Origin of the sequence: Arthrobacter sp. ISL-48 (assembly GCF_018613805.1) — a bacterium.
Classification (GTDB): Bacteria; Actinomycetota; Actinomycetes; order Actinomycetales; family Micrococcaceae; genus Arthrobacter.
In genome coordinates this window covers 1-24,536 of record NZ_JAGGPL010000021.1, presented here as the reverse complement: position 1 = coordinate 24,536, position 24,536 = coordinate 1, and the positions used below count along the sequence as shown (strand labels likewise).

Genomic DNA, 24,536 nt, shown 5'->3' with positions numbered 1-24,536 from the left:
CCGGCCGCACCTAGTCCTGCTGTGCGCCGCTGTCCCGGACGGGCACGGACCAGCGTTCCTCGATGTGGCCGAAGCGCCATATGCCCAAGGCAACGAGCCATGTGAAGATGAAGAGCGCCACCGTGGTGTATCCGATGGCGGTCAGGTCGAGTCGGCCGATCACAGCCAGCGGCCCGGAGCGGATACCGGTGCTGTCCACCAGGAGGGATATCAGCTGGACGGATCCGATTCCGAGCGCAACTGCCACGGACAGCCCGGTCACCACCACGTTGTAATAGATCCTGCGGACCGGTTTGGACAGCGCCCAGCGGTACGCGAGGGTCATGAAGCAGCCGTCGAGCGAATCCAGCAGGCTCATGCCCGCTGCGAAGAGCACGGGCAGCGTGAGGATCGCGTACCAGGGCAGGGCGGACGCCGCTGCCCCCGCGGCCAGGATCAGCAGGCTCACCTCCGTGGCGGTGTCAAACCCCAGCCCGAACAGCAGACCCACGCCATACATCTGCCACGGCCTGGTGATCAGCCGGGTCAGACGGCCGAAGATCCTTGTCAGCAAACCTCCGGTGGCCGGCTGGTTTTCCAGGCTGGCGCCGTTGTCCTCGCAGGCCCTCGGGCGCCGTGCCGATCTGAGCACATCGACGAGGATGGCAAGGTTCAGGACGCCAATGAGGTAGAGAAAGACCCCAGAGACCGCCGTCCCGAAAAGCTGGAGGCTCACCTGGGTTTCGCCCACCACCACCGCCCCCTGGTCCGATAGGCTCCTGATTCCGGCTGCCAGCAACGCGCACAGTCCAAACACGATGCTCGAGTGGCCCAACGAAAACCAGAAGCCCACAGACATGGGCCTGTCTCCCTCATGCCCGTCACCGGAGAGCTTGCGGGTCGTGTTGTCGATGGCTGCGATATGGTCGGCGTCGAAAGCGTGACGGAGCCCCAACGTGTAGGCGGCAACCCCGAGGCCAACACCGAATACCCCGGACGACGACGCCGGAAGATTCTCCGGCGCCCCCACCATCAGCAGCACTCCCCAGCCAGCGACATGCAGGAGCAGCACAACGGATGCCATTCCACCGATTGATGCCCGTTCCCGGCCGGTCAGGGAGGATCGGGACGGCCTGGACCGGGCTTCGGGCTGCCTGAAGTTTTCAGCCTCCGGCTGCTTCATTTCCGGGCCTCCGGCTTCCGCGACTTCCGCGACACTGCAGAATATGGGACGACTATACGCCCGTATCCGATACATCCACAGCTGTCAAATAATGAGGTTGCGTTAAACCCGGGACGAGCCTATCTTGGCAAGAGAGGGGGCACTCCCGATGCACGAACTCTCGATCGTACAAAGCCTCATAGACGCGGTTCTGGACAGGACCGGCGGCCAGGCAGTCACGGGTGTCAACCTTCGGATCGGGCCGTTGTCCGGAGTCCTCCCTGATGCCCTCCGTTTCTGTTTTGATGTTGTATCCGCGGGCACCACCTTGGCTGGTGCACGGCTGGAGATCGATGAGCCGCAGGGTCGGGGGCGTTGCCGCACGTGCGGCAACGCCTTCCTGCTCCCGGACATGTTCCTGCTCTGCCCGTGCGGCAGCGCGGACGTCGAAGTAGTCAGCGGGCGCGAACTTATGCTGATGTCGGTGGAGGTGGCGTAGGCAATGTGTACCACGTGCGGCTGCGGCGACGAGGCCGCCCCCAGGGTGTACTCGCTCGAAGTCCCGGGCGCGCAGGCGCATGTGCATACCCACGAACAGGGGCAGGCACATACCCATGACGGGCACACCCACAGCCACGAACACATCCACTCCCGCGAACACGATCATCCGCACACTGCCGGTAACAACCACGCACCCGAGCTCATCCCCCTGGAGCAGAACCTGCTGGCCAAGAATGACCTGCTCGCGGAGAGGAACCGCGGCTGGCTTGCTGGACGGAGGGTCCGGGCCTTGAACATGATGAGTTCCCCCGGCGCCGGAAAGACCACGCTGCTGGTGCGCACCCTCACGGAGCTCGGCGACCGGCTGCGGGCCGGAGTCATCGAGGGGGACCAGGAAACCTCTCTCGACGCAGACCGCATCCGCACCGCCGGACGGCCCGTGGTGCAGATCAACACCGGGGCGGGCTGCCACCTCGACGCCGATATGCTCCGCCGCGGGCTCGACGCTCTCGATCCGCCGATGGGTTCAACCGTGTTCATTGAGAATGTGGGAAATCTCGTCTGCCCGGCCCTTTTCGACCTGGGCGAAGCAGCCAAAGTAGTAGTCGTCTCAGTGACGGAAGGTGATGACAAACCGCAGAAGTACCCGCACATGTTCATCGCAGCTGACTTGGTGATCATCAACAAGTCTGACCTGCTCCCCTACGTCGATTTCGACGTCGACGAGTGCCTACACCGCATTCGTCACCTCAACGCGCACGCGCAATTCCTGGTCCTCTCGGCCACTACCGGCGACGGCCTTGCCGCCTGGTATGACTGGCTGGACGGCCGCACCGCCCGGACAGAGACCGGGACAGGGTCTCTGGAAGAGTCCCTGACAGAATCACACTGAGCCCCTCACGGGCCGCGGAAAGAGGCAACGATGCCTACGGAGACTTCCCTCAAGGCCGAAGAAACCCTGATTCACGTGCTGTGGATCAACGCAGGATTGAGCTGCGACGGCGATTCCGTCGCCCTGACCGCGGCTACCCAGCCCAGCGTGGAGGAGATCGCCCTCGGAGCACTGCCGGGCCTGCCCCGCATCGCCATGCACTGGCCCCTGATCGACTTCGAATGCGGCCCCCAGGAAGGGGCGGACGACTTCCTGGAGTGGTTCCGCAAGGCGGACCGCGGAGAGCTGGAGCCGTTTGTCCTGGTGGTTGAAGGGTCCATCCCCAACGAAAAGCTGCACGACGCTGGCGGCTACTGGTGCGGGTTCGGCAACGATCTTGCCACCGGACAGCCGATCACCACGAGCGAGTGGCTGGACCGGCTGGCGCCCAAGGCAACCGCCATCATCGCCGCGGGTACCTGCGCTACATACGGCGGCATCCATGCCATGGCGGGAAACCCCACCGGCGCCATGGGCGTCCCGGACTACCTGGGCTACGACTGGAAATCCAAGGCCGGCATTCCCATCGTTTGCGTGCCCGGCTGCCCCATCCAGCCGGACAACCTCTCCGAAACGATGACCTACCTCCTGTACCAGGCCACCGGACAGGCCCCGATGATCCCCCTGGACGACGCCCTGCGACCCACCTGGCTGTTTGGGAAAACAGTCCATGAAGGCTGCGACCGGGCGGGCTACTACGAGCAGGGCGACTTCGCCACCGAGTACGGCTCCCCCAAGTGCATCGTCAAGCTAGGCTGCTGGGGTCCGGTGGTCAAGTGCAACGTTCCCAAGCGTGGATGGATGAACGGGATCGGCGGCTGCCCGAACGTTGGCGGCATCTGCATCGGCTGCACCATGCCGGGCTTCCCGGACAAGTTCATGCCGTTTATGGACGAACCCCCCGGAGGCAAGCTCTCAACCAGCACTATCCGCCCCTACGGAGCCGCCATCAGGGCGTTGCGCGGCATCACCACCCACACGCTGGACCAGGAGCCCAAGTGGCGCCGGCCCGGGCGTGAACTCCTGACCGGCGCACAGCGCACTTGGTGACCACCCCTTTCCAGACAGGTGAAGAACATGACCTCAACGATTCCAATGCCGTCCGGGAGCGGGACAGACAACAGCAACCTTGTGGAGATGGCCTGGGATCCCATCACCAGGATTGTCGGCAGCCTGGGCATCTACACGAAGATCGACTTTGCGAACAAGCAGGTGGTGGAGTGCAAGAGCACGTCCTCGATCTTCCGCGGATACTCCATCTTCATGAAGGGCAAGGACCCCCGGGACGCCCACTTCATCACCAGCCGCATCTGCGGGATCTGCGGCGACAACCACGCAACCTGCTCCTGCTACGCGCAGAACATGGCCTACGGCGTGAAGCCTCCAAACCTGGGTGAGTGGATCGTCAACCTGGGCGAGGCGGCGGAGTACATGTTCGACCACAACATCTTCCAGGAAAACCTGGTGGGCGTGGACTACTGCGAAAGAATGGTTTCCGAAACCAACCCCGGAGTCCTGGCCAAGGCTGAAAATACGCGCGCCCCGCACGAGGCCGACCACGGTTACCGGACCATCGCGGACATCATGCGCTCCCTGAATCCGTTCACCGGGGAGTTCTATCGCGAGGCGCTGCAGGTCAGCCGGGCCACCCGCGAGATGTTCTGCCTCATGGAAGGCCGCCACGTGCATCCGTCCACGCTCTACCCGGGCGGGGTGGGAACCGTGGCCACCATCCAGCTCATGACGGACTACATCACCCGGCTCATGCGGTACGTGGAATTCATGAAAAAGGTAGTCCCCATGCACGACGACCTTTTCGATTTCTTCTACGAGGCGCTGCCGGGCTACGAACAGGTAGGCCTGCGCCGGACGCTGCTGGGATGCTGGGGCTCCCTCCAGGACCCCGACTACTGCAACTTCGAGTACAAGGACATGACCCAGTGGGGCCGCAAGATGTTCGTCACTCCGGGCGTGGTGGTGGACGGCAAGCTGGTCACCACGGACCTGGTCCGCATCAACCTGGGCATCCGCATCATGCTGGGGTCCTCCTACTACGAGGACTGGGAAGACCAGGAAATGTTTGTGACCCACGATCCGCTGGGTAATCCAGTGGACCGCCGCCACCCCTGGAACCAGCACACCAACCCCAGGCCGCAGAAAAGGGACCTCAAGGAAAAGTACAGCTGGGTTATGTCCCCTCGCTGGTTCGACGGCCAGGACAACCTTGCCCTGGACACCGGCGGCGGCCCCCTGGCACGGCTCTGGGCCACGGCGCTCGCCGGCCTGGTGGACATCGGCTACATCAAGGCAACCGGCACGAGCGTGCAAATCAACCTCCCCAAAACTGCGCTCAAGGGTCCTGTTTCTTTCGAATGGAACATCCCCCAGTGGAGCAACACCCTGGAACGCAACCGGGCCCGCACCTACTTCCAGGCCTACGCGGCCGCAGCGGCACTGCACTTCGCCGAGAAGGCGCTGGAGGAAATCCGGGCCGGCCGGACCAAGACGTGGGAGACCTTCACGGTTCCGGACGAGGCCATCAGCTGCGGCTTTACCGAAGCGGTCCGCGGCGTCCTCTCGCACCACATGGTGATCCGCGACGGCAAGATCGCCAACTACCATCCGTACCCGCCCACCCCCTGGAACGCCAGCCCCACGGACTCGGCCGGGGTTTCCGGCCCCTACGAGGACGCGGTGCAGGGCCAGCCGATCTTCGAGGAGAACGACCGCGAGCACTTCAAAGGCATCGACATCATGCGGACCGTCCGCAGCTTTGACCCGTGCCTGCCTTGTGGTGTCCACATGTACCTGGGCAACGGCCAGACCCTGGAAAAGCTCCACTCGCCCACTCAAGCGCTCACCGGAGAGTAACCTGCCATGCCCGGCGGGGACCGGCCGCTACAGACCGGCGAACGGATAGGCACCCTCCTCGACGCCCTCGGAGCCGGCGGGGCGGTTGCCCGCGGGCGCGCCGAAGACCTGGTCCGCCAGGTCACCGCCATGTACGGCTCGGGGCTGGAACGCATGCTGGAAATCCTCGACGAGCAAGGAAAGCTCGACGACGGCACGCTGGCGGCGCTCGCCTCCGACGAACTGGTGTCCGGCCTGCTGATCATCCACGGGCTGCATCCCGAGTCGATGGAGACAAGGGTAGCCGGGGCTCTGGACAGCGTCCGGCCCTACCTGGGCTCCCATGGCGGGGACGTCGAACTGCTGGACATCAGCCCGGAGGGTGTAGTGCGGTTGAAGCTGCTCGGCACCTGCCAAGGCTGCCCGTCGTCGTCCGTCACCCTGAAGTTCGCCGTCGAGGAGGCGATTGAAACGGCGGCCCCGGAGGTAACGGCCATCGAAGTGATGGAAGCGGAAAAGCACGCCGCCACGCCTGCCTTGATCCCGGTTGACGCCCTGCTGGTCCGGATGAACCACGCTGACCCAAGCGCCGCGGGCAACGGCTGGCATGACCAGCCGGAAGGATCCTGGGAGCCCGTCCCCGGAGTCGCCGATCTGGAACCCGGCGACGTGGCCGGGTTCCTGGTGGGTGGCTATTCGCTCCTGGCCTGCCGGACCGGGCAGGACGTCTATGCATACCGGGACTACTGTCCGCGATGCGCCGGGTCCATGGCTGGCGCAGCCCTGCAGCGCGCCCTCGCAGCCCCGGCCGGCGCAGGACTCCTGCGCTGCCCCACCTGCCGCGCACACTTCGACGTCCGCCAGGCCGGCTCCTGCCTTGAAGACCGGAGCCTGCACCTGGACCCGCTCCCGCTGCTTGTGCGGAGCGGTGTGATGTCCGTAGCCGTGCCGGTTGCGGCAGGGAAGGGCGGCTGACGTGGAGACGCCCGGGCTGCCCGTTGCGCTGTTGCGCCGGATCGCTGCCGCGCCGCCGGCAGCACCCGCTGGCGAGCGCTGCGAAATGTGCGGGGAGCCCATCGCCGCCGAACATCAGCACGTCGTGGACCTGGACAGCCACGCCATGATGTGCACCTGCCGGCCGTGCTACCTGCTTTTCACGGACAGCAACGCCCACCTCCGGTACAGGTCGGTGCCGGACCGGTACCTGTCCTTCCCCGATTTTGAGCTTGGCCCGGGCCAGTGGGACGAGCTGGAGATCCCCGTGGGACTGGCGTTCTTCTTCCGCAGTTCCAGAATGGAGCGGACGGTTGCGTTCTATCCTGGCCCTGCCGGCGCCACCGAATCCGAGCTGCCCCTCGACGCGTGGGATGCCGTGATGGCGCGGAATCCCGCCCTGTCCATAGCGGCCCCGGACACTGAGGCGCTCCTGATCCGGGGACCCGGCAACGACCACCCCGAGGCCGATTGCCATCTGGTCCCCGTAGACGCCTGTTACGAGCTGGTGGGCCACCTGCGGCGCCTGTGGCGGGGGTTCGACGGCGGCCAGGAGGCCCGCGACCAGCTCACCGCTTTCTTCGACCGGGTCAGCAGCCGCAGCAAGCCGGTCCACGAAACCATCAGGGAATCAACGTCGGGAGGGCCCCAGTGATTGCACTGGCGTTCGAGGTCCTGGACATCCAGCCCGAACCGTACGCGGCCGCACCCCAGTTCACCGCGACGCTGCGCGTGACCGAATCCACCGGTGCCGCGGTACACGCCATCGCCCTGCGGTCCCAGGTCCGGATCCTGCCCCAGCGCCGCGGCTACGCGCCCGAGGAAGAAGCAGGCCTGCTTGACCTATTCGGCGAGCGCAGCCGCTGGCCCACCACCCTCAAGTCTTTCCTCTGGCTGCAGTGCAGCACCATGGTCCAGGGCTTCACCGGGGAAACCGAGGTGCGGCTCCCACTGCCCTGCACCTTTGACTTCGAGGTTTCCGCCGCCAAATACCTGCAGTCCCTGCACGGCGGCTTGATTCCGCTGGAGCTGCTGTTCTCCGGCACGGTTTTCACCAAGGGCCAGGCCGGCTTCGGCGTGGAACAGGTGCCGTGGGACCTGGAGGCCTCCTACCGGCTTCCCGTGGACGCCTGGCGCCGGCTCATGGACCACTACTTCCCCAACACCGGCTGGCTCCGCCTGGACCGGGATGTGCTGGCTGCGCTGTCGCACTACAAGGCGGCCCGGGGCCTGACCTCCTGGGATGCCACCATGGAAAGCCTGCTGGAAAATGCCGCCGTGGTATCCCCTGCCGCGGTAGCCCCGGCGGCATGGTCAGGAGACCCGGTGCCATGAACATGAGCCTGGGCCTTGCCCGAGCCGTGGCCGATGCCGTCCTGTACGAGGGCTACCTGCTCTACCCGTACCGCGCGTCCTCGCAGAAGAACCAGGCCCGGTGGCAGTTCGGCATTCTCGGCCCGCCCGGCGCCTCCGCAGCCGGCACGGGCGAGGAGCCGGACATGTTCGCCGACTGCCTGCTCACCCCTGGACTGCAGGCCGCCGCTGAAGTCCACCTGCGCTTTTTGCAGCTTCAGAGCCGGTCGGTCGAGGAAACGGACGACGACGGCGGGTTCACGGCGGTGGATGAGCTCGCGGTCGGCGCCGCCCGCTGGCTGAGCTGGGACGAAGCCGTGGAACGGGAAGTCACGCTCGGGCCGTTGGCTGTGGAGGGGCTCAGGTGGGAGTCGGTTCTGCCTGTGAAGGTTTCCGGCGGCGAGGACACCGAGGAACTCCGCGACGCTTCGGGGCGGCTGGCAGGGAGGCTGGTCCGCCGTCGTCGTCCGCTTCACGCTCAGGTGAGGCTTTCAGCGGCGCCCGCCGGCGGGGGGCTGGTCAGGCTGCGCGTCAGGGTGGAAAATGTCGGGGTTGATGATGCGGCGGCGAACGTTTCGGCGGCCGGGCCGACTGGCTGGACCAGGCAGGATGCCATCGCCGAATCCTTCATCGGCACGCACCTGCTCCTGAGCCTTCAGGACGCCGACTTCGTCTCCCTGCTGGAGCCACCGCCCAAAGCGGTGGCCGCGGCGGCCGCCAGCGAGCAGTACCGGTGCTGGCCCGTTCTGGCCGGTCCGGAAGGACAATCGGACGTGCTGCTAGTGTCCCCGATCATTCTGTACGACCACCCCGCCGTGGCCCCCGAAAGCTCAGTGGCCCTGTACGACTCCACCGAAATCGACGAGATCCTCACCCTGCGCGTGCTGACCCTCACCGAAGAGGAAAAGGCCGAGGCCCGCGCAACGGATCCGCGGGCGGCAGCCATCATCGACCGGTGCGAGGCCATGTCCCCCGAAGAGCTGCAGCAGCTCCACGGCATCCTGCGCAGTCCCCATGCCATGGACATTCCGCAACTCCGGCCAGCACCCGGGGACTCAGGAGCTGCGTGGTGGACACCCGAAGCCGAAGCGCTGGTCCAGCCGCACCTGGACGCCGTCCTCATCAACGGGGTTCCGGTGGCCCGGGGCAGCAGGGTCCGGGTGAACCCGAGCAGGCGCGCGGACGCCCAAGACCTGTTCTTCGCCGGGCAGACAGGCCGCGTCACCAACGTCCACTTCGATGTTGACGGCAGCACGCATGTTGGCCTTGTCCTCGACCAGGATCCCGCCGCTGACCTCCACGAGGGTTACGGCAGATCCTTCTACTACTCACCCGAAGAGCTCGAACCCCTGGGTCCCGACGGAAAGGAAAGCCCGCCATGAGAATCATAGGAATGGCCACCGTAGCGTTGCTGGCAGGGTTGGCACTCGGCGCCGTCTATGTGGGGATCCGGTCGGTTCCGGACATCCAGCGATATTTGAACGCACGGCGGATGTGATCCCGGAATGACTGTGCTGGTTGCAGGCGTTGGCAACATGTTCCTGCGTGACGACGGCTTCGGACCGGAAGTTGCCCGCCGCCTGGCCTCGGGCGGAACCCTTCCGCCCGGCGTCGAAGTGGTGGACTACGGCATCCGCGGTATGCACCTTGCGTATGACCTCCTGGCCGGCGTTGACATGCTGGTACTGGTGGACGCGGTGCCGCCAGCCTCTGGGCCAGAGCCTGACGGGTCCCGGCCGTCATCTCCGGGAAGCCTCCGGGTGCTCCGGATCCGCAGCGAGGATCTCGACGGCGGTGCCTCCCTGGACCCCCACGGCATGGACCCTGCCAGCGTCCTGGGCAAGCTCCGTACGCTGGGCGGTGAGGTTCCCGTGACCTACGTGGTGGGCTGCGTTCCGGCCGATGTCACCGAGGGCGTGGGACTGACGCCACCGGTGGCCGCAGCACTGCCGTGGGCGGTCGCCGCCGTCGTCGATCTCCTCAGCCACTACACCTCCAAGACCTAAGGCGGACCATCATGTGCCTCGGAATCCCCGGCCGGGTCATCGGCCCGATTGATGGCTACGGCCATCAGCTCGCCCTAGTGGACGTGGCCGGGGTGCAGCGGAAGATCAACATCGGCCTACTGGACGACGGTCCGCTGCCACCGGGCAGCTGGGTCCTGATCCATATGGGCTTTGCGCTCGAGCGGGTGGATCCAGCGGGTGCGGAACGGGCCTTGAACGGCCTGGAACTGATGGGCCAGCCACAGCAACCCAACGACGAACCTGCCGGCTGACTACCACCACCATCAAGCATTACAGGAGCAAGGAGAACGCCATGACACCGATGAATCCGTCCCAACCAACCGGCCCTGAGCCAGGCGGTACCGGACCAGGCAGCGGGGAGCAGGGAACCTCTCCGGGCACCGCCCGTGCCTGGGGCAGCGAGCCGCCCCAGAAGGAGCCCGCACAGCCGGGTTCCGATGAAACTCCAGAGGACGCCGCCCCGGCTCCGGAAGGGGTGGGCGAGAGCACCACCCGGCGCGGTGAAGATGTAATCAAGGAGGAAGGCAAAGAGGCAGGCCGGAAAAGCACCGGTACCGACGCGGGCCCGGTGGAGCGTCCCACCGGTGAATCCACTCCCCGCGACGCGACCGGCATTCAACCGCCGGAAGATCCCGATTCCGCGGCACCGCAGTCGCCCTAGCCGGAGGGATCCAAGGTTCGGTGTTCCAGGCTCAGCGCTCCAGGGCGATGGCTGCGCCGCGATGCTCGACGCCGCTGTTGGCGATTTTAAGGTGCCGGCCGGTGAAGTACTTCAGTTGCTGCAGCTGATGGGAAGTCAGCCGGTCACAGACCCAGTCCCAGTGGAGCGAGACCACATCGCCCGCCGCGAGCCCGGCAACGAAACCGGTACCGTTCACGGCATACTTGGCGGACTCCACCACGGGTTCCCCCACGGCCAAGGACGTTCCGTCCCAAGTCAGGGGACGCGACTTCACCACGGCTTCATCGCCGGTGATGGCCAGGACCTCGCCCCACCGGATCCGGCAGCGGTCCAGGACATTTAGAGCAGTGGCGTACCGACGGTCATCGCGCAACAGGCCCAGCCACGGATAGATTTCGAATACGTGGAAGCTGTGGTGCGGAACGCCGCCGGCCAGCACGCCTTCCACGAGGTGTGGAAACTGCCGACCAGTGCGGGCACGGAACCGGTCTTCCATCGAGTTGCCCATGCTGCTGATGCCCACCGTATCCAGCAAGCTGTTTCCCACCCAGTAGGCCTCCACCACGCGGGCGTCGAGCGGATCGGCGATGCCGTGGGCACCGGCAATCAGTTCCAGGTACGGCCATGCTCCGGCAAAGCCCTTCGCGAGTTCCCGGAGACCTTGGTCCGTGACCCCGGACTGGCCGTAGTGCAGCAGGGCGTCACTGTCCGGAGGCCCGCAGCTCCCCCGCGAATTGGGCGGGTAGCCATAGCGGACAAACAACTGGGCACCATCGATAACCATCTCGTGGCCACCTTCTCCAGGGGTATCTTGAACGTAGCACCGCGGCGCGTCCCGGACAAGGCCGCGGAGAAAGTGCGGAAGAAGGCGCCGGCTATCCGCCGGGGATGGCAAGAACCGTTGACAGCTTGCGCCGGCGAGCGGATGCTGTGAAGACCGAGGCATAGGGGTCACACACCATGGCAACTACTGATCTGAACCGCCGCACAGTCCTTCAACTGCTTGCCGCAGGAGGCTCGGCTGGCTTGTTGTCCGGGTGTGCCGGCACCCCCGGTGTCCCGCCGTCGTCGGGCCTTTCTTCGGACAGCGGGACCGCCAGGACCGGCGGGATCAGCATCACCGACCAGCGCGGCAAAACCATCACCTTCACCCGGCCCGCGACCCGCGTGGTGACCATCCCCATGCCGGCTGCGTCGCTGCTCGTGGCGGTGGACCGCACCGCTGACCATCTCGCTGCCATGCACAACGCATCTTGGGTGGCCATGCGCGACGGCATCATGGGCACCATCTTTCCCAAGGCCCTGGAACTGCCGCACGAGATCGCCACGCAGGACTTCACCGCCAATGTGGAGAGCGTGCGTGCCTTGGACCCTGACGTAGTGATCCAGTGGTCCGACGCCCAGCTCATCGACCCGCTGGAAAAGGCCGGCCTGAACGTCATCGGGCTGACCAACACCGGCAAGCAGGAGGATGTGGACGCGTGGGTAGCCATGTTCGCCGCGATGCTGGGCAAGCCCGAACGCGCCGTGGATATCAAGGCCCGGAGCGATTTGGAACTGGCCACCATCAAGGATCTGGCGGCCAACAGGCACTCCGCCGGGCCCAGCATCCTGTACTTCAACCGGTTCACCGGTGGCCTGAAGGTGGCCGCGGCCAACAGCTACAACGATTTCTACATCAAGCTGGTGGGTGGCACCAATCCGGCAACCGGGGACGATCCGCTGAAAGGCTCGGGGATGGTGGGCCTGGACGTGGAACAGGTGCTGCGCTGGGATCCGGAGATCATCCTGCTGGGGAATTTCGACAACGCCATGCCGCAGGATCTCTACTCTGACCCCGTCTGGCAGACCGTCTCCGCGGTCAAGAACCGGCGCGTCTACAAGGTGCCGCTGGGTGGTTACCGCTGGGATCCGCCCGGGCAGGAATCGCCGCTGATGTGGCACTGGCTCACCGACATCGTGTTCCCTCAGGAGCAGTCCAGGCTCCGGAACAAAGTCATCGAGTACTTCGATTTCCTGTACAGTCACAAGCCCACCGCGGCCGAACTGGACAAGATCCTGTGGACCGCGGCGAACGGGCAATCGGACCACTATCAGCAGTTCAATGCTGCATGACGCCCGCGACCAGAGGTTTGGTACCGGGAGTGCCGGCAGTTCCCGGGAGTCCATGGGCTCCGGCCGGGTCTCCGGCCGGGATCGGGAGAGGCGGCACGGGCTATCGGCCCTGAGGCCGGTTGCCATCAGCACTATCTTCTTGGTCGCTGTGGCCTTGGTGGCCTTGGCCGTGGGCCGGTACAACGTTCCCCTCTGGCACGTGGTGCAGATCCTCGTGGGGCAGGTCGTCCCGGTCCCAACCGAGGCGACTGCCACGGAGCAGAATGTGGTTCTGCTGGTCAGGCTACCCCGCGTGCTGCTGGCGCTGTTAGTGGGCGGCGGCCTGGCCATCGGAGGTGCCGCGCTGCAGGCCATCTTCCACAATCCGCTGGTCAGCCCGGACATCATCGGCGTGTCCGCGGGTGCGTCCTTCGGCGGGGCGCTGGCGCTGCTCCTGGGTCTGGGGACGTTTGCGCTCATCACGAGTTCTTTCGCATTCGGTCTGGTTGCTCTGGCCACGCTGTTCCTGATCACGTCCGGGCGCGGCGGGACTCCCCTGCTGATGATCGTGCTGGGCGGCGTAGTCACCGGATCCTTCTTTTCCGCGCTGGTTGCACTGGTCACGTACCTCGCTGACCCAAACACCACGTTGCCGGCCATCGTGTTCTGGCTCCTGGGCAGCGTGGCCACTGCCACTTTCGGCAAGGTGGCAGTGGCGCTGATCCCCGTAGTCGGTGGCGCACTGGTGCTCCTGGCGCTGCGCTGGCGCATCAACGTGCTCTCCCTGGGTGACGACGACGGCGCTGCTCTCGGGATCCGGCCCCGCCCGCTTCGCTGGGCGGTGCTGGTTTCGGTGGCACTGATCGTGGCCGGAGCCGTGGCGGTCAGCGGCGCCGTCAGCTGGGTGGGCCTGGTGATCCCGCACCTGGCGAGGATGTGGGTGGGTCCGGACCACCGGGTGCTTCTGCCGGTGTCCTTCCTCCTGGGTGGCGCCTACATCATGCTGGTGGACACTGTGGCGCGTACCGCGACGGCGGGCGAGATCCCGCTCGGCGTCCTGACAGCGCTGATCGGTGCGCCTGTCTTTTTTGTCCTGCTGCGCCGGAATCGGGACAGGATCTGGGAAAGTGCTTGAGCTGGACGGGGTGGGGTTTGGTTACCCGAGGACGGCTTGGGTGTTCCGGGGTGTCAGCTTCCAGGTCCTCCCGGGAACCGCCACCGCCGTCCTGGGACCCAACGGCAGCGGCAAGACAACACTGGTGCGCTGCGCCGCCGGGCTGCTCGCCCCGGTCGAGGGAAACGTCACGCGGGGGGCCAGGGCCGGCTATGTCCCGCAAGCCCATGGCAGTACGTTCGCGTACCGGGCCCTGGACATGGTGCTGATGGGACGGGCCCGGCAGATCGACCTCTTCCGTTCGCCGGGCGCGGCGGACCGGGCCGCTTCGCTCGAGGCAATGGACCGGGTGGGCATCGTCGGCCTCCGCAACAGGTTCTTTCCCACGCTCAGCGGTGGCGAGCAGCAGCTGGTCCTGATCGCCCGGGCCATCGCGGCCGGCTGTCCGGTCCTGGTGCTGGACGAACCCGCCACCGGCCTGGACCTGAAAAACCAGGTCCGCGTCCTGCGTCTGCTGCGCGAACTGATGACGGACGGAATGGCAGTACTCCTCAGCACCCACCACCCGGACCACGCCCTGTACCTCGCCGACCAAGCGGTGCTTCTCACCCCCAACGGCCCCCGAACCGGCGACGCCCAGAAACTCCTCTGCGAGAAGGAGCTCACGGCGCTGTACGGCGTCGGTGTCAGCACCATGCAGTTTGTCGATGGGCACAGCACCCGCCGGGCCGTGGTGGTGCACTACGGCGACGGGTGAGAGAGGGTTTAGGAAATCTGTGCAGGAAGTGAGAGAGGGTTACCCGGTGTTGCGCAGGCCGGCGGCCACCCCGTTGACGGTGATCAGCATGGCGCGCTGGAGCCGTTCGTCGATCTCGGCACCGCTGATGCTGCCGTCCTGGGCTCCCTCGGTCCGGATGCGGCGCAGGAGCTCCACCTGGAGGTAACTGATGGGGTCCAGGTACTGATCGCGGATCTCGAGGGAGCGCTTAAGCGTGGGCTGGGCATCCAGGAGCAGGTTTTCACCGGTGAGGTTCTGGATCTCGGTGACGGTGAGCTCATATTCCTCGCGGATGGTCCGGAAGATGTGGTGCAGCTCCTCCGGGACCAGGGTGGCCACGTAGTATCCGGCGATGTCCAAATCCGTCTTGGCCAGCGTCATCTCCACGTTGGAGAGTACCGAGCGGAAGAAGTGCCAGTTCTCCATCATCTCCACCAGCTGAGCGGAGTGTCCGGCTTCGCGGGCAGCCTTCAAGCCCGAGCCCACGCCGAACCAGCCGGGCACGATCTGCCGGGACTGGGTCCAGCCAAAGACCCACGGGATGGCCCGCAGCCCTTCCAGGCCCGCCCCCGAGTCAGGGCGTTTGGACGGGCGGGATCCGATATTCAGCGATCCCAGCTGCTCCACCGGAGTGGACGCCACGAAGTACGCCGGCAGGTCCGGGTCATCGATCAGCTTGCGGTAACGGTCAAAGGCGCCGTCGGAGATAGTCTCCATGACGTGCCCGTAGCGTTCGCGCTGGTCCTCCGAAGTCCTGGGGCTGCGGTGCAGGGCCGATCCCTTGAGCACGGCCGCCAGGGAAAGCTCCAGGTTTTCCCGGGCGAGCTCCGGCAGCGAATACTTGTCCGAGATGACCTCGCCCTGTTCAGTGAACTTGATTTCACCCTCAAGCACGCCGTTGGGCTGGGCCATGATGGCGTCATATGTCGGTCCGCCGCCACGGCCCACAGACCCGCCACGACCATGGAACAGCCGCACTCGGACACCGTGCTTGGCCGCCACATCGCGAAGCTTCCGCTGGGTCTTGTGGATTTCCCACTGGCTGGTCATCACGCCGGATTCCTTGTTGGAGTCCGAGTAGCCCAGCATGACCTCCTGGACGTCGCCGCGAAGGCGCACCAGCTCGCGGTAAGACGGATCAGACAGCAGTTGGTCAACAATTTCCGCCGAGGCACGCAGTTCCTCCACGGTCTCCAGCAGCGGCGCGAACCCGATCTTGGCGTAGGGGGTCTCACCGAACAGGTTCACGAGCCCGGCCTCCCGCGCCAGGACCGCGGCGGCCAGGACGTCATCGGCGCCCCGGGTCATGGAAATAATGTAGGTCTCGATGACGTCAGGGCCGTAGGTGCGCAGGGCGCGCCGGATCTCGCGGAAGACGTCGTAGGTACCGTCCGCGACGCCGTCGAGCTTGATGGGGTGGCCGGACAACGGGCGACGCGAGGCGAGCTCGGACCCCAGCACCTCAAAGCGCTCCGCGCGGCTCAGTTCGGCGTACCGGAGGCCCGGGCCGCCCAGCCTGTCCATGAGCTGTCCGACGGCGTCGTGGTGGTGGTCGGCGTGTTCCCGGATGTCCAGGGTGGCCAGGTGCAGGCCGAAGGAGGCCACGGCCCGGCGGACTCGTGCCAGGGCGCCATCGGCAACGAGCGACGCCGAGTGGTTCCGGAGGGACAGTTCCAGCAGTTCGATGTCGGCCAGGAGCTCGTCGGTGGCGCTGTAGTCGCGGCCGTGGTCGTGGGAGGAACCCGAGGCCACCCGCTTTCCAGTGTTAATGAGCTTGGCCTTGATGCACGTCAGTTTGAGGCGGTAGGGCTCCTGGGCATTGAGCTCCAGCACCCTGCGCTCCAGGCCCGGCAGCTTCTTCAGGTCGGCGTCGATCGAATCCAGCAGTTCCTTGTCCGCACCGGCCAATGCCGTGGAGTTGGACAGGATGGAGATCAGCTCGTCGATCATGCCGATGCTGATCCGTACCGCGTTCTGGTTCTGGATCTGGAGGATTTCCCGGGTGACGGCAGCCGTGACATTGGGGTTGCCGTCACGGTCCCCGCCGATCCAGGAACCGAACCGGATCGGGGCGTTCTGGGAGGCCAAGCTCACGCCGTGCTCCCCCAGCAGCTCGGACAGTTCGGCGAGCATCTCCGGCATGGCGTCCGTCAGGATGCTGCCCAGGTAGTAGATGGCGTTCCGGGCTTCGTCGATAGGCGTGGGCCGGACTTGGCGAAGCTCGTCGGTCTGCCACATCTGGTCGATGATTTCTGAGAGCTGGCGGTCCTGCCGGCGGCGCGCGGTGGTGCCTTCCTTGGTGGGCTGGGCCAGCACGTCGGAGAGCTTGCGGATCTTGTCCAGCACGGAACGCCGCGAGGCTTCGGTGGGGTGGGCGGTGAAGATGGGGCGGACATCCAGGCGGTTGACCACTTCCTGAAGAACTGCAGGCCCTGCCTGCCCGGCGATGTCGGTGACCGCTTTGGCCAGCCAGCCGTCCTTCTCCTGCCTGGTCCGCAGCCCGCGGACGCGATGTACCTGCTCCGCCGCATTGGCAAGATGGAAGTAGAAGGCAAAGGCGCGGACCAGGTCGGTTGCCTGCTCAATGGGCAGGGAGCCGAGCAACTCACGGACCTGGGCGACGACGTCGTGCGCGCTCCAAGGTCCCGTGGCATGCGCGCCGCCGCGCGCCGCTTCCTTGGATTCCTTGGTGAGGAGGCGCACCTGTTCCACAAGCTCCAGGAGCTCCGGCCCGTGCTGGCGCACGAGGGATTCACCCAGCAGGGTGGAGACGCGCCGAACGTCCGCCCTCAACTCGGAGGCGAGGTCGGTTCCGGAATTTATTGCAGTGTCAGCCATGGAAACTATCTTTCGAGGGTTCGGACTCGGCTCGTACACTGCGCTGGATACTGTGAGCCACGTTACTAGCTAAAGATGCTACCCGCAGGGGGCCGCCGCCGCGGAATCGTCTCAGATAGTGTGACGATGCCCTGCCGCCAGCCTCAGCGCACGATCTTGAAATTGAAGTCAAGTGTTCCAAGTACACCCCACAGCCGCAGCCAGGCCGGCATCATCATCTCCGCGCCGCGGGCGGAGGTGATGTCACCCAGGTCAATAACGTCGCGATGGCCCAGGGCCTGAAGGAGTTCGGTTACTGCCTTCTTCGCGTCGGCGTCATCCCCGGACACAAACACCGAATGGTCCCCTCCCGCAAGCCGGCCCGGATCCACCATCAGCCCCGCATTCATGGTGTTGAGCGTCTTGACCACCCGCGCATCTGGGAACGCACTCTGGATCCGTTCGCCGAGGCTGTCCGTGTTGACCGGGTTCAGCACGGGCGGCATGCCCTGGGAATAATCCAGCGCATTGGACACGTCCATCACCACCTTCCCGGCCAGGTTGGCGGATCCCGCCGAGCTCAGGGCAGCGAGCGCACCCGTCCCGCTGGTCGCGTTCACGACGAGCTCAGCCTCGGAAGCAGCATCAGCGAACGTTTCCAGGAGGATGTGCTGGTTTGCGGCGTGCCACTCGCTGAACGGCGGGGCGCCCGTGGCTTCGGGGCCGCTGCGGGCCAACGTGGCCTGGGGATCCCGGGTGCCAACGACCACGCCGTGCCCCAGTCCGGACAGGGCGCCCGCCAGGGTCCGGCCTACCATTCCCGTGCCAAGGACCGCGATTTTCATGGCTACTCTTTTCAGCTGGTGAAGTGGGTCAGGTCTATCCCGGTTCCGACGTTACTCCCCGCATGCGTCCAGGCAAGCGGGGAGTCACCACAGCGTCCCCGGGCCCGGCGGTGGGCCCCCGCCGAAATGGACCGCGCTGGTGGAATGGACCGCGCTGGTGGAATGAACCGGGCGCGCGCACGGTTGTAGCCGGGGCACCGCAGACCTTTGGAGGAACCATGAGTACACCAGCCGCCCAGCTAGAGCGCTGGCAGCGATTCCGAACCAACCGGAACAAGGCTCTCGCGGCCCGCCACGGCTGGCTCACGCTGACGTCCTTCCAGTGGCTGGATACCCAGCCATCCGCCGTCGAACTCGCCCCCGGCCTGTGGTCGACGGACGGCACGACGGCGGCGCTCACCGCCGCAGGGCGCGACGGGCTGACGCTGGTGGAAACCGGGGAGACCGTGGATGGCACCATCACGGCGTCCCTCACAGACGAGGAGTCTCTGATGTGGGTTCAGTTCGGCGGTTCGGACGGCCAGCAGGTGGTGGTGGAGCTTGCCATGCGGGCGGGACGTTACGCGATCCGAACCCGGGATTCCGGCTCGCCCGTCCTGACGGAGTTCGACGGCGTGCCCACATTTGACTACAACCCGGACCTGGTGATCGAGGCGGCTTATGAGGCCTACCCTGAGCCGGTGGCTATTCCCATCGGAACCGCCAACCCGCTGGTGGACGGCATGCACGACTCAGTGGGGGAAGTTGTTTTCCGGCTCCCGGGGATTCCGCATGAATACCGACTCCATGCCGAGGAAGAAAAGCTCGGAGCCCTGACCATCACGTTCCACGACGGCACCAACGGGGACACAACAGATGAATGGCGCAAAGTCTCCACGGCCAGGCCACGAATTGATCCGTCGGGAAAGGCCACGGTCATCCTGGACTTCAACCGCGCTATCAACTACCCCAGCGCCTTCACCCCGTATGGAACCTGCCCCATGCCCGTCAAGAACAACAGCCTGGACGCGAAGATCGAAGCCGGCGAAAAGCAGCCCCTCCTTCCGGCGCGAACTGGCACGTAACGCCCCAAACCGGGGGTTTTGAAGGCATGTACTGCCAGTTCGCTGGGAAGGGCGGACCACACGTGCCAGTTCGCGCAGGGCTGGGGATCGCGTCTGGGCATCGCGTCTGGGGTGACAGGCTCAGGCGATGGCGGAGACCCCGGTGACGGCCCGGCCGACGATGAGCGTGTTGATTTCGAACGAACCCTCGTAGGTGAAGATGGCCTCGGCGTCGGCGAAGATCTTGGCCATCCGGTAGTCGGTCACAATCCCATTGCCGCCCAGGATGGAGCGGCCCATCGCCACCGTCTCGCGCATGCGGGCGCTGATATACGACTTTGCCAGCGCAACCTGCGGCATGTCGGCCACGCCTTCCTCCTGCAATTGGGCGAGCCGCACCATCATGCCCATGCTGGCCACGGCGTTGCCCAGCATGGTCACCAGCTGCTGCTGGATGAGCTGGAATTTCGCCAGGGGGCGCCCGAACTGCCGGCGTTCGACGGCGTACCGCCGGGCGACGTCGAACGCCGCCAGCTGCTGCCCGACCGCCTGCCAGGCCACCATGATCCGGGATCCGCGCAGGAGAAGGTTGGTGTCGTCAAAACTGCCGATCCCGGCAAAACGGTCGGCCTCGGCGACGCGCACGTCCTGGAATTCAATGTCCGCGTTCTGGACGGTCCGGAGCGCGATCTTGTTCTCGATCCGGCGCCGGCTCACCCCCGGCAACGAAGCATCGACAATGAAACCCCGGACGGTGCCGTCGGCCTCATCCCGGGCCCACACCAGCATGTAGTCGCAGAACGTCCCGTTGCCAATCCACCGCTTGGCGCCGTTCAGCACCCAGCAGTCGCCGCCGGCGTCGGCCTCTCCGGTCAGTCCTGAGATCCGCTGCGCGCGGGTTTCCATGCCACCCGCGACGTCGGAACCGTGGCCGGGTTCGGTGAGGGCGAAGGACCCGGTGATGCGAAGGTTCGAGGCGTCCGCGAGCAGCCGCTCCTTCTGGTCCTCGGAACCGAAGGCGTAGAGGGACTCCACAAACAAGTCGTGATGGACCAGAAAAAAGGTGGCGATGGAGGTGTCCACCCGTGTCATCTCCGCGATGACCAGCCCAGCGAACAGGTGGCTGTAGCCGCGCTGCGCGGGCGTGCTGAGCCCCAGGGCGGCCAGCTTCGGGAGGATGTGCGCGGGAAATTCCGCCTTGTTCCACCACTCCGACGCGTCCGGTGCGATCTCGGCGGCCAGGAAGTCCCGCAGTTCGTCCAGCTTGTGCCGCTCCTGCGGGCTGAGCAGTGCTTCGAAGGCAAAAAAGTCGGCGGTGGGCAGCTCTCCGGGGGCCGGATCCACGCCTGCCTGGCTCATTTGGGCCCCATTCGAATGGCGCCGTCCAGTCGAATCGTTTCTCCGTTGAGCATGGCGTTTTCCACAATATGGGCCACGAGGCTGGCGTACTCGGCGGGCCTGCCGAGCCGGGAGGGGTGGGGCACCTGCCGGCCCAGGGACTCCTGGGCTTCCTGCGGGAGGCCGGCCATCATGGGCGTCTCGAAGATTCCAGGCGCGATGGTCACCACGCGCACCAGCGAGCGCGCGAGCTCGCGGGCCAACGGCAGCGTCATCGCGGCAACGGCGCCTTTGGAGGCTGCGTACGCCGGCTGGCCGATCTGCCCTTCGAAAGCGGCCACGGAAGCCGTGTTGATGATTACGCCACGCTCAGGACCGCCGACGCCGGTAGTCACCGGTTCCGTGGCGACCATGGCCGCTGCTGCGAGGCGCAGCACGTTGAAGGTCCCGATGAGGTTCACCTGGATCACACGGCTGAACGAGTCCAGCGGCAGCACGCCGTCGCGCCCCAGTACCTTGCCGGGCGTGGCAATACCGGCGCAGTTCACGACGATCCGCAGCGGACCCAGGGCAACGGCGGTGTCGACGGCGGCCTGCACCTCCACTTCGTTCGTCACGTCCGCGGGGACGAAGGTGGCCGTCCTGCCGGCATCGTCACCGGAGGTACCGCCGGCAGAAGTGCTCAGCTCCTCCGCGAAGGCTGCGCCGGCGGAAGAGGGCAGATCGATCAGCACAACGGAAGCTCCGGCGTCGACCAGGCGCCTGGCTGTGGCGGCCCCCAGTCCGGAAGCCCCGCCCGTAATCAGCGCGACACTGCCTTTGATGTCCATACATCCTCCTTGATGCGAACCGGCCGCAAAGGCCCGGCAGCCCGGCGATACCAGTTCTGGCGTGGAACATTAGTTAGTGAATGTTAACTGAAATGATGGCCGCCCGCACCATCGTCCGAGGTCTCCGCGCCCGCCCCTCTGCCTACTAGGTGTAATTCCCACGGACGTTGTGAACAGCATGTCTTGATGTAAAAGGCGAGGGCCTCCGGTATCGATTTGGGGTTACCACACTCCTATCGACGCCAGGAGGCCCTCCTGTCCTACGTTACCCAGGCCAACGCCGACCTGACGCCCAAAGCCAGAGGGAAGCTAGCCTGCTTGGTCATCGAGCAGGGCTGGACGCTGCGCCGGGCCGCGGAGCGGTTCCAATGCACGCCGGCAACGGCCAAGAAATGGGTGGACCGGTACCGGACCCTGGGCGAGGACGGCATGCTGATGCCTCGTCCCGGCCGAGACGGAGTCCCAACCGCACGCCCGTGCGCACCGAAAGGCGGATTGTGGCGCTGCGTTTTAGCCGTCGGTGGGGACCGCACCGGATTGCGGCCCACCTTCACCTGGCCCGCTCCACCGGCGGCAAGGTTCTGGCCAGGTACCGGATGCCGCGGGCTGTCCTGTTTGGACCAGAGCACCGGACTGCCCGTCCGAAAGCCCGCACCGCAACGCTATGAACACGAAAACGCCGGGGCCTGGTCCACGTGGACATCAAGAAAACTCGGACGGATCCCCCGATGGCGGCGGACACCGCGCCCTGGGACGTGCCAACGGACGGCGGAACCGCCGTGCCGGGACGGGGTACGCGTATCTGCACCACTTGGACGTTAATACTGGGGCACCGGATTACGCACGCTTCGCATTGCGGGCTGCGGGACATTGCCGTCAAGGCGGACGGTAATGTCGCGAGATGGGCAGAGGAGGTGGGCCGTGGCAGCCCATTGGAGGAGAATGACCGTCTTGCCATCTACGATCCTGCCATCGGACGTCATGGCAAGTGCTTCATCGAAGGGGATCTCTAACACTTCGATGTCTTCACCTTCTTCCTGCACGCCGCCGCCACTCGTTGTCCGGTCATTCGGGCCGTAGGGGGCGGCATAGAAGTGGAGACGTTCGGTGACAGACCCGGGGCTCATGTAGAGGTCGAAGACATGCTGCAGTTCCCCTACGGTGACACCGAGTTCTTCGCTGGCTTCCCGACGGATGGCCACGTCGGGAGCGTCATCGTCGAGAAGGCCGGCGGCCGTTTCGATGAGCATCCCGTCAACGTGTTCGTTGACGTAGGCGGGCATCCGAAACTGCCGGGTGAGCAGGACGGTTCCCCTGACAGCATCGTAGAGAAGAATCGTGGCGCCATTGCCCCGGTCGTAGGTTTCCCGCTGCTGGACAACCTGTCGCCCATCGCGCCGGCGATACATGAAGGTTGTTCGGCGCAGGACATGCCATCCATCGGATGTCACCTCGACCCGGGTGATACCCACATTCGGGTTGCGGTCCAGACCAATGCCGATCCTGTCCAGGCCGGTTCGGCCCCTGCTATCCGGGACGTCCGTCCCAGGCCGGGAAAGAAGATCCTTTCGGCTAACTCTCACGAGGACACTTCCGTGGGTGCCGTGTCGACGCCGGGGACCTCATCGAGACGGTAGTAGACAGGCAGACCCTTTGCGCGGGCGATCGCGACGTCCTGGTCCGCGCCGCGGGACTCCCCGCCCAACCGCAAGACGGCATCGCATCGCTCCAGCAGGAGTTCGGCCGTCGGGTACATCACTTCAGCTGCCAGCGGGGCAGAAAGGTCGCTCACGCCGGCGCTCTTGAGGACCGGCAGCGCAACCCACTCGCCGATCATTGGCAAGTGGCCTGCCCGGAAAATGGGCCACGCTGCCTGCTCGAGCCTGGCGAGATTGCGGCGCAGCAATTCCGGTTCATCCCCCGTACCGGAACGGTAGGGGCCGGCTATCAGAATCATCATAGAAGTCCTCATGACCACTACAATAGTGTAGAAACGTGAAAAACTCGGAAGGAATGCGAATGCTCGCTGCTGAACGCCATACTCTTCTCCTCGCGCGCCTGGCACAGGAAGGCAAGCTGGTCGCCAAAGAGATTGCCGCTGAGCTGGGCCTGTCCGGCGACAGTGTGCGCCGGGATCTACGGGAACTCGCCTCCGCAGGATTGTGCCAACGCGTGTACGGCGGTGCCCTGCCGGTCTCGCCGGCAATCGCCGACTACGCCGCCCGGGCCGCCGTTCAGCCTGAAAGCAAGAATCTGGTGGCCCGCTGCGCCGCCCGCCTCATCGATCCGGGAAGCACAGTCATCCTAGATGGCGGCACCACAACCCTGGCCGTTGTCCGGGCTCTCGCACCTTCCCTGTCTTGCACGGTCGTTACGCACAGCGCCACGATCGCTGCCGAGCTCGTCTCGCATGCAGGCATAGACGTTTTTCTCCTAGGAGGGCGCTTGTTCAAGCATTCGGCCGTCACCTGCGGTGCTGCCGCTGTCGAGGCCGCGCAGACGATCTCGGCTGACCTGTTCCTCCTCGGGGTGACCGGCGTACACGCCACAGAGGGGCTGACCACTGGAGACGTGGACGAGGCCGCCATGAAGCGAGCACTGGCCAGCCGGGCTGCCGACACCTACGTCCTTGCCAGCGCGGAAAAGATCGGCGTTGCCTCCCGCTACCGGGTCCTGCCCACGAGCGAGATCGCAGGAATCATCACGGACCAACCGCACGAGGACCCAACCCTCAGCGAGCTCCAAAGGAACGGCACCACCCTCATAGACGCAAAAGCTTGAGCCCCTGCCCGGAATCCCAATCTTTGTTGATCTATTCCAGTGGCATATATCGAACTACCCCATTAGCGGTCTCGTAGGCCTGGTCTTCTAGTTCCAGGACGCATGCTCGTCTACGGCGTTTTACTGCCAGGCTCGGGTAGAACAGGTCTATGAACCGAAATGACCGAAGACACATGGGGTCACCTCACGGCCACCGCAGTCCCGGTAGCTTGTCGCTGAGGTGGGTACCGACAAAGTTGACACAATCACTCGCCCCTGCGGGCCTGTCGGTGTCGGTCGAAAACTGAGCCATTGTGACGGTTGAAAACTGAGCCACTCATTCCAAACGATTGGGTGGGTGATCACAGTGGAGGATTGGGCGCTTATTCGGCGGTTGCATCTTGCCGAGGGTGAATCGATGAGGTCTATAGCGGCGCGG

At 65.5% G+C, this 24,536-nt stretch carries 25 protein-coding genes and 1 pseudogene; 18 read left to right on the top strand and 8 right to left on the bottom strand.

The window, feature by feature from the left end; all coding sequences use genetic code 11:
- Positions 1-10 precede the first annotated feature (10 nt).
- The gene (locus J7E83_RS17455) at positions 11-1,162 is read right to left on the bottom strand and encodes a HoxN/HupN/NixA family nickel/cobalt transporter (protein WP_251044044.1); all 1,152 of its coding nucleotides are present in this window, start codon (positions 1,160-1,162) and stop codon (positions 11-13) included.
- A 148-nt stretch (positions 1,163-1,310) separates the two neighbouring features.
- On the opposite strand from J7E83_RS17455, the gene J7E83_RS17450 reads away from it, so the two are divergent.
- From J7E83_RS17450 to J7E83_RS17400, 12 genes are read left to right on the top strand one after another with little or no spacing between them, the layout of a single operon-like run.
- Complete coding sequence (locus J7E83_RS17450) at positions 1,311-1,640, top strand: hydrogenase maturation nickel metallochaperone HypA (RefSeq protein ID WP_214964776.1); 330 nt, start codon at positions 1,311-1,313, stop codon at positions 1,638-1,640.
- A 3-nt stretch (positions 1,641-1,643) separates the two neighbouring features.
- Positions 1,644-2,534, top strand: coding sequence for a hydrogenase nickel incorporation protein HypB (gene hypB / locus J7E83_RS17445; protein ID WP_214964774.1), 891 nt, complete (start codon positions 1,644-1,646; stop codon positions 2,532-2,534).
- 30 nt (positions 2,535-2,564) lie between these two features.
- Complete coding sequence (locus J7E83_RS17440; RefSeq protein WP_214964773.1) at positions 2,565-3,623, top strand: hydrogenase expression protein HypE; 1,059 nt, start codon at positions 2,565-2,567, stop codon at positions 3,621-3,623.
- Positions 3,624-3,650: 27 nt separating this feature from the next.
- Entirely contained in the window at positions 3,651-5,444 is a 1,794-nt protein-coding gene (locus J7E83_RS17435; protein WP_214964771.1) for a nickel-dependent hydrogenase large subunit, read from the top strand.
- 6 nt (positions 5,445-5,450) lie between these two features.
- On the top strand, positions 5,451-6,398 hold the full coding sequence (locus J7E83_RS17430) for a NifU family protein (RefSeq protein WP_214964769.1): 948 nt from the start codon (positions 5,451-5,453) through the stop codon (positions 6,396-6,398).
- Position 6,399: 1 nt separating this feature from the next.
- Positions 6,400-7,071, top strand: coding sequence for a DUF5947 family protein (locus tag J7E83_RS17425; RefSeq protein ID WP_311379760.1), 672 nt, complete (start codon positions 6,400-6,402; stop codon positions 7,069-7,071).
- Positions 7,068-7,751, top strand: a complete 684-nt coding sequence (locus tag J7E83_RS17420; protein WP_311379759.1) for a DUF6084 family protein — start codon at positions 7,068-7,070, stop codon at positions 7,749-7,751. Before J7E83_RS17425 ends, J7E83_RS17420 begins: the two co-directional genes overlap by 4 nt.
- Positions 7,748-9,151, top strand: a complete 1,404-nt coding sequence (locus J7E83_RS17415; RefSeq protein ID WP_214964767.1) for a hypothetical protein — start codon at positions 7,748-7,750, stop codon at positions 9,149-9,151. The genes J7E83_RS17420 and J7E83_RS17415 overlap by 4 nt, the downstream gene beginning before the upstream one ends.
- Positions 9,148-9,267, top strand: a complete 120-nt coding sequence (locus J7E83_RS21630) for a DUF6893 family small protein (RefSeq protein WP_396020570.1) — start codon at positions 9,148-9,150, stop codon at positions 9,265-9,267. Before J7E83_RS17415 ends, J7E83_RS21630 begins: the two co-directional genes overlap by 4 nt.
- A gap of 7 nt (positions 9,268-9,274) precedes the next feature.
- Positions 9,275-9,775 carry a hydrogenase maturation protease gene (locus J7E83_RS17410; protein ID WP_214964766.1) on the top strand — a complete coding sequence of 167 codons (501 nt, stop codon included), beginning with the start codon at positions 9,275-9,277 and terminating at the stop codon, positions 9,773-9,775.
- A gap of 11 nt (positions 9,776-9,786) precedes the next feature.
- Entirely contained in the window at positions 9,787-10,047 is a 261-nt protein-coding gene (locus J7E83_RS17405) for a HypC/HybG/HupF family hydrogenase formation chaperone (protein ID WP_214964764.1), read from the top strand.
- Between the two features lie 41 nt (positions 10,048-10,088).
- Complete coding sequence (locus J7E83_RS17400) at positions 10,089-10,457, top strand: hypothetical protein (protein ID WP_214964763.1); 369 nt, start codon at positions 10,089-10,091, stop codon at positions 10,455-10,457.
- Between the two features lie 31 nt (positions 10,458-10,488).
- On the opposite strand, the gene J7E83_RS17395 is transcribed toward J7E83_RS17400, so the two are convergent.
- Positions 10,489-11,262: a DUF6390 family protein gene (locus tag J7E83_RS17395; RefSeq protein WP_214964761.1), complete on the bottom strand. Its 774-nt coding sequence runs from the start codon at positions 11,260-11,262 to the stop codon at positions 10,489-10,491.
- A 176-nt stretch (positions 11,263-11,438) separates the two neighbouring features.
- Between J7E83_RS17395 and J7E83_RS17390 the strand changes: the two genes are divergently transcribed.
- Genes J7E83_RS17390 through J7E83_RS17380 form a run of 3 tightly spaced genes read left to right on the top strand, consistent with a single transcriptional unit; the run spans position 11,439 to position 14,443 of the window.
- On the top strand, positions 11,439-12,593 hold the full coding sequence (locus J7E83_RS17390) for an ABC transporter substrate-binding protein (RefSeq protein WP_214964759.1): 1,155 nt from the start codon (positions 11,439-11,441) through the stop codon (positions 12,591-12,593).
- On the top strand, positions 12,583-13,707 hold the full coding sequence (locus J7E83_RS17385; protein ID WP_251044042.1) for an iron ABC transporter permease: 1,125 nt from the start codon (positions 12,583-12,585) through the stop codon (positions 13,705-13,707). Before J7E83_RS17390 ends, J7E83_RS17385 begins: the two co-directional genes overlap by 11 nt.
- Positions 13,700-14,443, top strand: a complete 744-nt coding sequence (locus J7E83_RS17380) for an ABC transporter ATP-binding protein (RefSeq protein ID WP_214964758.1) — start codon at positions 13,700-13,702, stop codon at positions 14,441-14,443. The genes J7E83_RS17385 and J7E83_RS17380 overlap by 8 nt, the downstream gene beginning before the upstream one ends.
- Positions 14,444-14,482: 39 nt before the next feature.
- Here the strand turns inward: J7E83_RS17380 and ppc are convergent, their stop codons facing one another.
- Positions 14,483-17,302, bottom strand: a complete 2,820-nt coding sequence (gene ppc / locus J7E83_RS17375) for a phosphoenolpyruvate carboxylase (RefSeq protein ID WP_214964757.1) — start codon at positions 17,300-17,302, stop codon at positions 14,483-14,485.
- Between the two features lie 143 nt (positions 17,303-17,445).
- Positions 17,446-18,126 carry an NADPH-dependent F420 reductase gene (locus J7E83_RS17370; protein WP_214964755.1) on the bottom strand — a complete coding sequence of 227 codons (681 nt, stop codon included), beginning with the start codon at positions 18,124-18,126 and terminating at the stop codon, positions 17,446-17,448.
- 218 nt (positions 18,127-18,344) lie between these two features.
- On the opposite strand from J7E83_RS17370, the gene J7E83_RS17365 reads away from it, so the two are divergent.
- Positions 18,345-19,190, top strand: a complete 846-nt coding sequence (locus J7E83_RS17365; protein WP_214964753.1) for a DUF1684 domain-containing protein — start codon at positions 18,345-18,347, stop codon at positions 19,188-19,190.
- 120 nt (positions 19,191-19,310) lie between these two features.
- On the opposite strand, the gene J7E83_RS17360 is transcribed toward J7E83_RS17365, so the two are convergent.
- Entirely contained in the window at positions 19,311-20,528 is a 1,218-nt protein-coding gene (locus J7E83_RS17360) for an acyl-CoA dehydrogenase family protein (protein WP_214964751.1), read from the bottom strand.
- Positions 20,525-21,337, bottom strand: coding sequence for a 3-hydroxyacyl-CoA dehydrogenase (locus tag J7E83_RS17355; RefSeq protein WP_214964749.1), 813 nt, complete (start codon positions 21,335-21,337; stop codon positions 20,525-20,527). Before J7E83_RS17355 ends, J7E83_RS17360 begins: the two co-directional genes overlap by 4 nt.
- A 255-nt stretch (positions 21,338-21,592) precedes the next feature.
- Here J7E83_RS17355 and J7E83_RS17350 point away from each other — a divergent pair.
- A pseudogene (locus J7E83_RS17350) lies at positions 21,593-22,190 on the top strand (leucine zipper domain-containing protein); the annotation flags it as partial.
- Here J7E83_RS17350 and J7E83_RS17345 read toward each other — a convergent pair.
- A complete protein-coding gene (locus J7E83_RS17345; protein WP_214964747.1) occupies positions 22,156-22,920 on the bottom strand; it encodes an NUDIX domain-containing protein in 765 nt (254 codons plus the stop codon). The pseudogene J7E83_RS17350 and the gene J7E83_RS17345 overlap by 35 nt on opposite strands.
- Complete coding sequence (locus J7E83_RS17340; protein ID WP_251044041.1) at positions 22,917-23,297, bottom strand: DUF4406 domain-containing protein; 381 nt, start codon at positions 23,295-23,297, stop codon at positions 22,917-22,919. The genes J7E83_RS17345 and J7E83_RS17340 overlap by 4 nt, the downstream gene beginning before the upstream one ends.
- A gap of 59 nt (positions 23,298-23,356) precedes the next feature.
- Between J7E83_RS17340 and J7E83_RS17335 the strand changes: the two genes are divergently transcribed.
- Positions 23,357-24,118, top strand: a complete 762-nt coding sequence (locus tag J7E83_RS17335) for a DeoR/GlpR family DNA-binding transcription regulator (RefSeq protein WP_214964746.1) — start codon at positions 23,357-23,359, stop codon at positions 24,116-24,118.
- The last annotated feature ends 418 nt before the right edge of the window (positions 24,119-24,536 follow it).

Coding starts and splice junctions, on each gene's coding strand:
- J7E83_RS17455 (WP_251044044.1), bottom strand. CDS start 1,162: ATGAAGCAGCCGGAGGCTGAAAACTTCAGGCAGCCCGAAGCCCGGTCC.
- J7E83_RS17450 (WP_214964776.1), top strand. CDS start 1,311: ATGCACGAACTCTCGATCGTACAAAGCCTCATAGACGCGGTTCTGGAC.
- hypB (WP_214964774.1), top strand. CDS start 1,644: ATGTGTACCACGTGCGGCTGCGGCGACGAGGCCGCCCCCAGGGTGTAC.
- J7E83_RS17440 (WP_214964773.1), top strand. CDS start 2,565: ATGCCTACGGAGACTTCCCTCAAGGCCGAAGAAACCCTGATTCACGTG.
- J7E83_RS17435 (WP_214964771.1), top strand. CDS start 3,651: ATGACCTCAACGATTCCAATGCCGTCCGGGAGCGGGACAGACAACAGC.
- J7E83_RS17430 (WP_214964769.1), top strand. CDS start 5,451: ATGCCCGGCGGGGACCGGCCGCTACAGACCGGCGAACGGATAGGCACC.
- J7E83_RS17415 (WP_214964767.1), top strand. CDS start 7,748: ATGAACATGAGCCTGGGCCTTGCCCGAGCCGTGGCCGATGCCGTCCTG.
- J7E83_RS21630 (WP_396020570.1), top strand. CDS start 9,148: ATGAGAATCATAGGAATGGCCACCGTAGCGTTGCTGGCAGGGTTGGCA.
- J7E83_RS17410 (WP_214964766.1), top strand. CDS start 9,275: ATGACTGTGCTGGTTGCAGGCGTTGGCAACATGTTCCTGCGTGACGAC.
- J7E83_RS17405 (WP_214964764.1), top strand. CDS start 9,787: ATGTGCCTCGGAATCCCCGGCCGGGTCATCGGCCCGATTGATGGCTAC.
- J7E83_RS17400 (WP_214964763.1), top strand. CDS start 10,089: ATGACACCGATGAATCCGTCCCAACCAACCGGCCCTGAGCCAGGCGGT.
- J7E83_RS17395 (WP_214964761.1), bottom strand. CDS start 11,262: ATGGTTATCGATGGTGCCCAGTTGTTTGTCCGCTATGGCTACCCGCCC.
- J7E83_RS17390 (WP_214964759.1), top strand. CDS start 11,439: ATGGCAACTACTGATCTGAACCGCCGCACAGTCCTTCAACTGCTTGCC.
- J7E83_RS17385 (WP_251044042.1), top strand. CDS start 12,583: ATGCTGCATGACGCCCGCGACCAGAGGTTTGGTACCGGGAGTGCCGGC.
- ppc (WP_214964757.1), bottom strand. CDS start 17,302: ATGGCTGACACTGCAATAAATTCCGGAACCGACCTCGCCTCCGAGTTG.
- J7E83_RS17370 (WP_214964755.1), bottom strand. CDS start 18,126: ATGAAAATCGCGGTCCTTGGCACGGGAATGGTAGGCCGGACCCTGGCG.
- J7E83_RS17365 (WP_214964753.1), top strand. CDS start 18,345: ATGAGTACACCAGCCGCCCAGCTAGAGCGCTGGCAGCGATTCCGAACC.
- J7E83_RS17360 (WP_214964751.1), bottom strand. CDS start 20,528: ATGAGCCAGGCAGGCGTGGATCCGGCCCCCGGAGAGCTGCCCACCGCC.
- J7E83_RS17355 (WP_214964749.1), bottom strand. CDS start 21,337: ATGGACATCAAAGGCAGTGTCGCGCTGATTACGGGCGGGGCTTCCGGA.
- J7E83_RS17340 (WP_251044041.1), bottom strand. CDS start 23,297: ATGATGATTCTGATAGCCGGCCCCTACCGTTCCGGTACGGGGGATGAA.
- J7E83_RS17335 (WP_214964746.1), top strand. CDS start 23,357: ATGCTCGCTGCTGAACGCCATACTCTTCTCCTCGCGCGCCTGGCACAG.